Origin of the sequence: Polaromonas sp. CF318, from assembly GCF_000282655.1 — a bacterium.
GTDB lineage: Bacteria > Pseudomonadota > Gammaproteobacteria > Burkholderiales > Burkholderiaceae_C > Polaromonas.
Genome location: NZ_AKIV01000156.1, coordinates 1 through 5,611, shown reverse-complemented (window position 1 = coordinate 5,611; position 5,611 = coordinate 1). Strand labels below are relative to the sequence as shown.

Genomic DNA, 5,611 nt, shown 5'->3' with positions numbered 1-5,611 from the left:
AAGAAGATCACGGTGGACGTGAAGGGCGAGATTCTTGAGCTCAAGAACACCATCAACACCATGGTGGACCAGCTGCGATCCTTCGCTTCGGAGGTGACGCGGGTGGCGCGCGAGGTGGGCACCGAAGGCAAGCTGGGCGGCCAGGCCGATGTGCAAGGCGTGGCCGGCACCTGGAAGGATTTGACCGACAACGTGAACTTCATGGCCGGCAACCTGACCAGCCAGGTGCGCGGCATTGCACGCGTGGTGACGGCCGTGGCCAACGGCGACCTGGAGCGCAAGCTGACCGTGGAGGCCAAGGGCGAAATCGCCGCCCTGGCCGACACCATCAACGGCATGACCGACACGCTGGCCACCTTCGCCGACCAGGTGACCTCGGTGGCGCGCGAGGTGGGGGTGGAAGGCAAGCTGGGCGGCCAGGCCAAGGTGCCGGGCGCGGCCGGCACCTGGAAAGGCCTGACCGAAAACGTCAACCAGCTGGCCGCCAACCTGACGACCCAGGTGCGCGCCATCGCCGAGGTGGCGACGGCCGTGACCCAGGGCGACTTGACGCGCTCCATCACCGTGGAGGCGCTGGGCGAGGTGGCGGCGCTGAAGGACACCATCAATGAAATGATCCGCAACCTCAAGGACACCACCCAGGTCAACACCGAGCAGGACTGGCTCAAGACCAACCTGGCCAAGTTCAGCCGCATGCTGCAGGGCCAGAAAGACCTGGTGGCCGTGGGCCATTTGATCCTGTCGGAGCTCGCGCCCGTGGTGGGCGCCCAGCAGGCCGAGTTTTACGTGCTGAGCTACACCCAGGAAAGGCCGCGCCTGCGCCTGATGGCCAGCTATGCCTCCGACGGGCAGGGCGCTTACGGCAAGGAAATCGACCTGGGCCAGGGCCTCATTGGCCAGTGCGCCTTCGACAAGCAGAAGATCCTGCTGACCTCCTCCATGCCGCAGGGACTGAAAATCTCCTCGGGCCTCACTGAAGTGGCACCCATGGACATCCTGGTGCTGCCCATCATTTTCGAGGGCCAGGTCCGCGGTGTGGTGGAACTCGCCTCGGTCGAGCGCTTCAACCCCACGCACCAGGCCTTCCTGGACCAGCTCACGGAAAGTATCGGCATCGTGATCAACACGATTGAAGCCAATATGCGCACCGAAGACCTGCTGACCCAGTCGCAGTCCCTGGCACAGGAGCTGCAAAGCCGGCAGGAGGAGCTGCAGCAGACCAACGAGGAGCTGCAGGAAAAAGCCCACCTGCTGGTGCAGCAGAACGACGAGGTGGAGCGCAAGAACCAGGAGGTCGAGCAGGCCCGCCAGGCACTCGAGGAAAAAGCCAAGCAGCTGTCGCTGACCTCCAAGTACAAGTCGGAGTTCCTGGCCAATATGTCGCACGAGCTGCGCACGCCGCTCAACAGCCTGCTGATCCTGTCCGACCAGCTGTGCAAGAACTCCGAGGGCAACCTGACCGCCAAGCAGGTCGAGTTTTCCAAGACCATTCATTCATCGGGCAACGACCTCCTGATGCTGATCAACGACATCCTGGACCTGTCCAAGATCGAGTCGGGCACGGTGGTGGTGGACGTCAACGAACTGCGGCTGTCCGACCTGCAGATGTATGTGGAGCGCACCTTCCGCCACGTGGCCGAGGCCAAGAACGTGGACTTCCTGATCACCACCGGGCTGCAGCTGCCGGTATCCATGGTGACCGACGTCAAGCGCCTGCAGCAAATCCTCAAGAACCTGCTGTCCAACGCCTTCAAGTTCACGCACCAGGGCCATGTGGCCCTGGCCATCGAGGAGGCCTTCACCGGCTGGAGCCCGGACCACGAGGAACTCAACCGCGCCCAGCAGGTGCTGGCGTTTTCCGTCACCGACACCGGCATAGGCATTTCCGCCGACAAGCAGCAGATCATTTTTGAGGCCTTCCAGCAGGCCGACGGCTCTACCTCCCGCAAATACGGCGGCACCGGCCTGGGCCTGGCCATCAGCCGCGAACTCTCGCGCCTGCTGGGCGGCGAGATACGCCTGTCCAGCGCGCCGGGCGAAGGCAGCAGCTTTGTGCTCTACCTGCCGTTGACCTATTCCTCGTGGCGAGGCGCGCGCAAGCCCGGCGGCAGCGCCGAACAGCGCATGGAAACCGCCGCGCCCATCAGCCGCCTGGGTTTTGAAAAGCAGGACAGCACTTTCAATGATGCCGCCCTGTCCCTGGACGCCCCCGCGCCGGCCGACGAAGCCGCGGACGACAGGCATAACATTCAGCCCGGCGACTTCGTGCTGCTGATCGTCGAGAACGACCTGGCCTTCGCCAGCTTTTTGCTCGACGCCGCGCGCGCCAAGGGCTTCAAGGGCCTGGTGACCTCGCTGGGTGCCGGCGCACTCACGCTGGCGGCGGAGTTCAAGCCTTCGGCCATCACGCTGGACATGCACCTGCCCGACATGGAAGGCTGGCGCGTGCTCGAGCGCATCAAGCAGGACTTCAGCGTGCGCCACATCCCGGTCTGCGTGATTTCCACGGACGACTCCCAGGAACGCGCCTACCGCAGCGGCGCCATGGCTTTCATCGCCAAGCCCATCCCCGCCAAGGAGGTGCTCGACGAGATGCTGGACCAGCTGCACCGCTATGTCTCGCGCCCGGTGCGGCATGTGCTGGTCGCCCTGAAGGACGAGGCCTTGCGCGCCGAGGTCACCGGCCTGCTGGGCCACAGCCACATCCTGTGCCAGACGATGGCCTCGCTGGCCGAGGTCAAACCCGAGGACTTCGCGCGCTTTGAATGCGCCATCACCGATGAGCCCTCGCTGGAGGAAGGTTTTGAGCAGCTGCGCCACACCTTGCCGGCTCCCTCGGTACTCGGGCCGCTGCCGGTGGTGGTCTGGCGCGAAGGGCCGATAGACGCGCTGCACCAGCCCGCCTGGCAGGCCCGCGACGGCTATCTGTTCCGCGAGGCCAGGTCCGTCCCGCGTGTGCTCGACCTGGCCCTGCACGCCCTGCATGTGAACGAGGCGCGCATGACGGAGCGGCAGCGCGGCACCTTGAGGACCCTGCACGACGCCGGCAAGTCGCTGGCGGGCAAACGGGTGCTGATCGTCGACGACGACATGCGCAACATCTTCGCGCTGGCCACGGTGCTCGAGGAAGAGGGCATGGACATCGTCTGGGCCGACAACGGCCATGACGCCATCGCCAAGGTCGCCTCCGACCCCCGGCTCAGCGTGGTGCTGATGGACATCATGATGCCGGTGATGGACGGCCTGGTCACCATGCAGGAGATCCGCAAGCTGCCGGCCGGCAAGACCCTGCCCATGATCGCGGTCACCGCCAAGGCCATGAAGGGCGACCGCGAGAAATGCATAGAGGCGGGCGCCTGGGATTACCTGTCCAAACCCGTCAACACGGAGAACCTGCTCGCCGTGCTGCGCGCCTGGTTGCCGCGATGAGCGCCGTTCTCGCCCTGCCGCAGGAGCCGGCAAGCATGCTGAACCCGGACCCGGTCAACATCCTGATCGTTGACGACCTGCCCGAAAAGCATGTCGTCATGGGCAGCATCCTCGAGGAGCTGGGGCAGAACCTCGTCAGCGCCCGTTCGGGCCGGGAGGCCCTGCGCCTGATCCTGGAGATGGAGTTTGCCGTCATCCTGCTGGACGTGAACATGCCCGACATCGACGGCCTGGAAACCGCCGGCCTGATACGGCAGTACAAAAAGAGCTCGCAGACCCCCATCCTGTTCATCACCGCCTACGTCGACGAGGCCCAGGCCGCCAAGGGTTATGCGCTGGGCGCGGTGGACTACATCTCGTCGCCGGTCGTGCCTGGCGTGCTGCGCTCCAAGGTCAAGGTGTTTGTCGACCTGCACCGCATGAACCGGCAACTGCAGCAGCAGGCCGTGCAGCGCGAGGCGCTGGCGCGCTCCGAAGCGGCGCGCACCGCGGCGGAAGACGCCACACGCCGCGCCGCCTACCTGGCCGATGCCAGCCAGCGGCTTTCGATGTCCCTCCATATCGACGCCACCGCCCACGCGCTGGCGGACGTCGCGGTGCCCGGCCTGGGCGACATGGCGGCCGTCGCCTTGCTCGATGGCCATGGGGAACTGCACTGCCGCTGCCTGAAGATTTCGGGCAGCGCGGATCCCGCCGTGGGCCCGGTGCTGCTCGAATGCCAGCGTGATCTGAGCCCCTCCATGGCGGCGCTGGTCCGGGACGCCATGCTCGCGCGGGAAATAGCCTTTCTGCCCGCGACCGAGCTGTGCGCGGCGCAGCCCGCGGCCACGCCGCCCGTCGAGTGGCCGGAACTGCCGGCCGACCATGAGGAGATGGCCGTCTGCCCGCTGGTGGCCGGCGAGCAGCAACTGGGCGCACTCATCCTCTTCGGCAGGGCCGGCGGCTTCGCGCAGGTTGATGTCGCCCTGCTCAGCGAAGTCGTGGGCCGGGCCTCCATCGCCATGGAGAACGCCAGGCTTTACACCCTGGTGCAGGAGGCCGATCGCCGCAAGAACGAGTTCCTCGCCATGCTGGCGCATGAGCTGCGCAACCCGCTGGCGCCCATACGCAACGCGGTGCACATCATCCACGGGGCCCAGGTCGCCGACCCGACCGTGGCCTGGGCGCGCGACGTGATTGCCCGCCAGGTCGACCACATGTCCAGGATGGTCGACGACCTGCTGGACGTCTCGCGCATCGTCCGCGGCAAGGTCACCGTGCACATGGAGGCGGTACGGCTGTCCACCCTGTGCGAGCGCGCCGTCGAAGCCAGCAGTCCCCTGCTGGCCGCCAGGCAGCAGGAACTCATCGTTGACATCCCCGGCGAGGCGATCGTCCTGCAGGGCGATCTGGTGCGCCTGTCGCAGGTGCTGTCCAACCTGCTCAACAACGCCTCCAAGTTCACCGACCCGGGGGGAAAGATCAGCCTGGGCGCTTCGCTCCAGGGCGATGAGCTGTGCATCACCGTCTCGGACACCGGCCAGGGCATAGAGGCCGAATTCATGCCGCATATCTTTGACCTGTTCGCCCAGGGCGACCAGGCCCTGGACCGCGCCCAGGGCGGCCTGGGCATAGGCCTGACGCTGGTCAAGCACCTTGTGCAGTTGCACCAGGGCAGGGTGGAGGCCTACAGCGAGGGCCGCGGCAAGGGTTGCCGCATCTGCGTGTATTTCCCGGCCCGCGTGGCGGGCGAGGGGGCCGTCCTTCCCGCCGGCCCCGCACCGAAGGCGGCCAGGCCGGCGCCGGCCGCTTCCCGCAAAATCCTGGTCGTCGACGACCTGCCGGCATCGGCCGACACGCTCAAGGTCCTGCTCGAACTCGAGGGTTATGTGGTCAGGATCGCCAACGACGGCGCGGCGGCACTCACCGTGGCCCGGGAGTTCGCGCCCGACGTGCTCATCCTCGACATCGGCCTGCCCGGCATGGACGGCTTTGAAGTGGCCCGCCAGCTGCGGAGCAGCCCCGAATCCAGGGACGCGCTGATGATCGCGCTGACGGGATACGGGGAGGCCGAAAGCCGCCAGCGCTCGCAGCATGCGGGTTTTGACCACCATGTGGTCAAGCCCGCCGATATTGATTACCTGCTGTCCATCGTCAGCCAGCAGCCCGCGGCGCGCAATGCGGCGGGCGAGCGCTAGCCGCC

The 5,611-nt window shown here is 66.4% G+C and carries 2 protein-coding genes; both read left to right on the top strand.

The annotated features are described in order from the left end of the window. Nucleotides 1-3,429, top strand: a 3,429-nt coding sequence (locus PMI15_RS23790) for a response regulator (protein ID WP_007875111.1), incomplete at its 5' end; no start/stop codon positions are given. Next, complete coding sequence (locus PMI15_RS23785; RefSeq protein ID WP_157214735.1) at nucleotides 3,426-5,606, top strand: response regulator; 2,181 nt, start codon at nucleotides 3,426-3,428, stop codon at nucleotides 5,604-5,606. The genes PMI15_RS23790 and PMI15_RS23785, both read left to right, overlap by 4 nt. Nucleotides 5,607-5,611: the final 5 nt, after the last annotated feature.